At 48.7% G+C, this 2,885-nt stretch carries 2 protein-coding genes; both read right to left on the bottom strand.

Annotation, left to right across the window (positions count from 1 at the left end; all coding sequences use genetic code 11):
• The coding region (locus BN54_RS04195) for a GH25 family lysozyme (RefSeq protein WP_019205902.1) at positions 1-2,221 on the bottom strand (2,221 nt) is incomplete at its 3' end.
• A gap of 93 nt (positions 2,222-2,314) precedes the next feature.
• Positions 2,315-2,885: peptidoglycan DD-metalloendopeptidase family protein (locus tag BN54_RS04200; protein ID WP_040469726.1), on the bottom strand; the 571-nt coding region annotated here is incomplete at its 5' end.

A 2,885-nucleotide genomic window follows, 5' to 3' on the forward strand; every position in this document is an offset into this window, starting at 1 on the left:
CAAAGTAGTACCAATGACCATTAATTTGCCGCTCACCATACACCCTCTGACCTTGTGCATCATAATAAACTGTCTTCCCCGGTAATTTTACAAATTGACTTACCGTCATTTGGCCACTTTGCGGCACAAAATAGTACCAATGGCCATTAATTTGCCGCTCACCGTACACCATTTGCCCCTTTGAATCGTAATACACCGTCTTCCCCGGCAATTTCACAAATTGGTTCACCACCATTTGCCCACTCTGCGGCACAAAGTAGTACCAATGACCACTAATTTGTTGCTCACCATATAGCATGTGGCCTTGCGCATTGTAATAAACCTTTTTCCCACTTGGCAAAGTCACAAAACCAGTTTGCATGGTCCCATCGGCCCCAAAATAATACCAGTCTGGACCTAATTTAATTTCCGTCCTAATTGCTAACTCGCCTGAATCTGCATTCAAAAAGTAGGTTTTTCCATTAATCACTTGCTTACCATAGCGCATCTGGCCATTTGGAGCATAATAAACAATCCGGCCATCACTTAACTTAGTAAACCCCATTTGCATGATTCCATCACTGTCAAAACCATACCAAAAGCCATTCAAATGTAATTGCCCACTAATTGCTTTTTTAGTTATTGGGTCGAAATAATAAGTTTTCCCACCACTCGTTAAAAAGCCACCAACCAAAGTGTGAGTTTGCGCATTGTAATAATACCGAACTCCCTGAATAAGATTTAAACCATTTGTCAATGTACTCAAGGTCACGCTCCCGTTAGGTTGAACATGCATGGAACCGAGGTTCACTCCCTTTGCGCTTGTCAGTAATTGGCCAGTGGTCAAATTATAATATTGGAATTGTTGACGAGCAGTATTGTAAACCAGACCGCTTTGGCGTTGGCCGGTCTTAGGATCGAAATAGTAGCTACTACCGTTAATCACCTTTTGTCCAGTTACCATTTCACCACTATCTGGCTGGAAATAGTAGATCGCCCCGTTGATCGTTTGCAGACCATATTGCATCTGCCCAGCCCCATTGTAGTAAACGACCCGACCATCCGTTAAGCGCATAAAGCCGGTCTGCTTGATGCCGCCTTGGTAAAGATACCAGTGGCCATTTTCATAGCTTTCCCCGTTTTTGGCCAGATTTGAAGAAAAGAGCCCCATGTCGATCGAGCCGTCAATCCCGTTAAAGGAATCGGTGTATTGCCAGGCCCCGTAGCCAGAATTTAAGATCGTATTCTTCCAGTAAGAGTAGTAATAAGCGGCAATCCAGGTCCGACTCTTACCAACGGTTGAACTGACCTTGTATTGTTGGTCAAAGTAGTAGCCAGTGTAGACGGCATGGTTAGTGAACCCTTGGGCGCTTAAGGCGGCCCAGTAGGCGTTTAACAAGCTGGTAATATCGCCCCGCTTGACCACGTCATCTTCCACGTCAGCAATCATCAGGGTATCCGTCCCCAAGCCAAACCGCCGGGCCGCCGCCGCGAAGTAGGCCGCTTCGGCTTGCGCAACCCCGGTCGAAGTAAAGGTTACGTAGTCATAAGCATAGACCGTTAAGCCGGCCGCCTTGGCGTTGGCAATCTGGGTCCCCGCGTATGGGTTTACGTAGGTGGTCCCCTGGGTCAGCTTGACGATGACGTACTTCACCCCTTGGTTCTTCAAGTTGGTGTAGTCGTTAACACTCATTGCCCCCTGATAAGAGGAAACGTCGATCGCATCCGCACTGGTACTAAAGGAGCTTTTAATTGTAACATTACCAGCTGCATTGCTTGGGGTGTAGGTTTTAATATCAGGAGCGACTGTCGCGTTGACCGCGTTGGCAACGACATCCGGGTTCGTCGCTACGGTTGGCGTATTGGCATCAGCCGCTTTGTACAGGGCTGGCTCACTGCTATTGGTACTGGATGTGGCATTAGTCACGCTCGCGCTAGCGGACGAACTGGCCCTGTTCACCACTGAAGTCGGAGCACTGGCCAAAGCTGGCGTTACTACTGAGCTAGCAGAAGCATCACTAGCATTTGAAGCCGGCGTGGCTGGGGCTGAGGCTTGTGACGCCGCACTGGCCGCCTGGCTAACGGTAGTTGCCGGCGTCGTTTCAGCCTGTGCGGCTTGGGGTTGGACCAGCAGCAAAAAGCTTGCCGTGGCCAAGACAACCCCTGAGAGGGTGGTAAGTTTCTTCACATTCCGGGCAAAATTGGCTTGGTAGGCCCGAATTTGATCGACATTGTTCTTCAAAATGAAATCCTTTCTTCGAATTTAGCGTCCTTACAAAAAGGGTACCGACAAAGTTGCCGGTACTCTTTTAATTACTTATTTAACTTAACTATCTTAACGGTTGTTTAAGATAATGTCCAGTGGGTTCAGCCAAGTCCCGTTGTTGTTAAAGGAGTTAGCCAAGGCCACGTTGAAGTTCTTTTGGCGGGTAATCCCAATGTGGAGGTGGGAAGTGTTCCGGTAACCGATCGTGTCACCTAAGCCGATTTGTTGGCCTGGCTTAACGGCGATTTGGTTCCGGGAACTAAAGGCTTCTTGGTAAACCACCAAGTATTCACCGGTATCAACCGTAACGTACCAGTCTAACCCGGCCATGTAACCGACCGACGTAACCGTCCCGGCGTGAATAGCGTGAACCGTGGAACCTGGGTGGTCAACAGAACCAAAGTCTAACCCGTCATGGAAGCCGTTCAACCGGAATTCCCCACCGGCGTTCACACCGAAGCGTTGTGCCCCAGAGAAGTAACCTTGCCCAACGTTTGGGAATGGCCAACCCCAAGCTTCTTCCACCCCGTTGTTATCAAAGGTGTAAGTCTTGCCATCAATGGTGTGCTTCCCAGTGTACATAGCCCCACTAGCCTTATCAAAGTAGTAAGTCTTGTTGCCTAAAGTTTGCCAACCGTAC

This window comes from Limosilactobacillus ingluviei str. Autruche 4 (assembly GCF_000312405.1).
Lineage (GTDB): Bacteria > Bacillota > Bacilli > Lactobacillales > Lactobacillaceae > Limosilactobacillus > Limosilactobacillus ingluviei.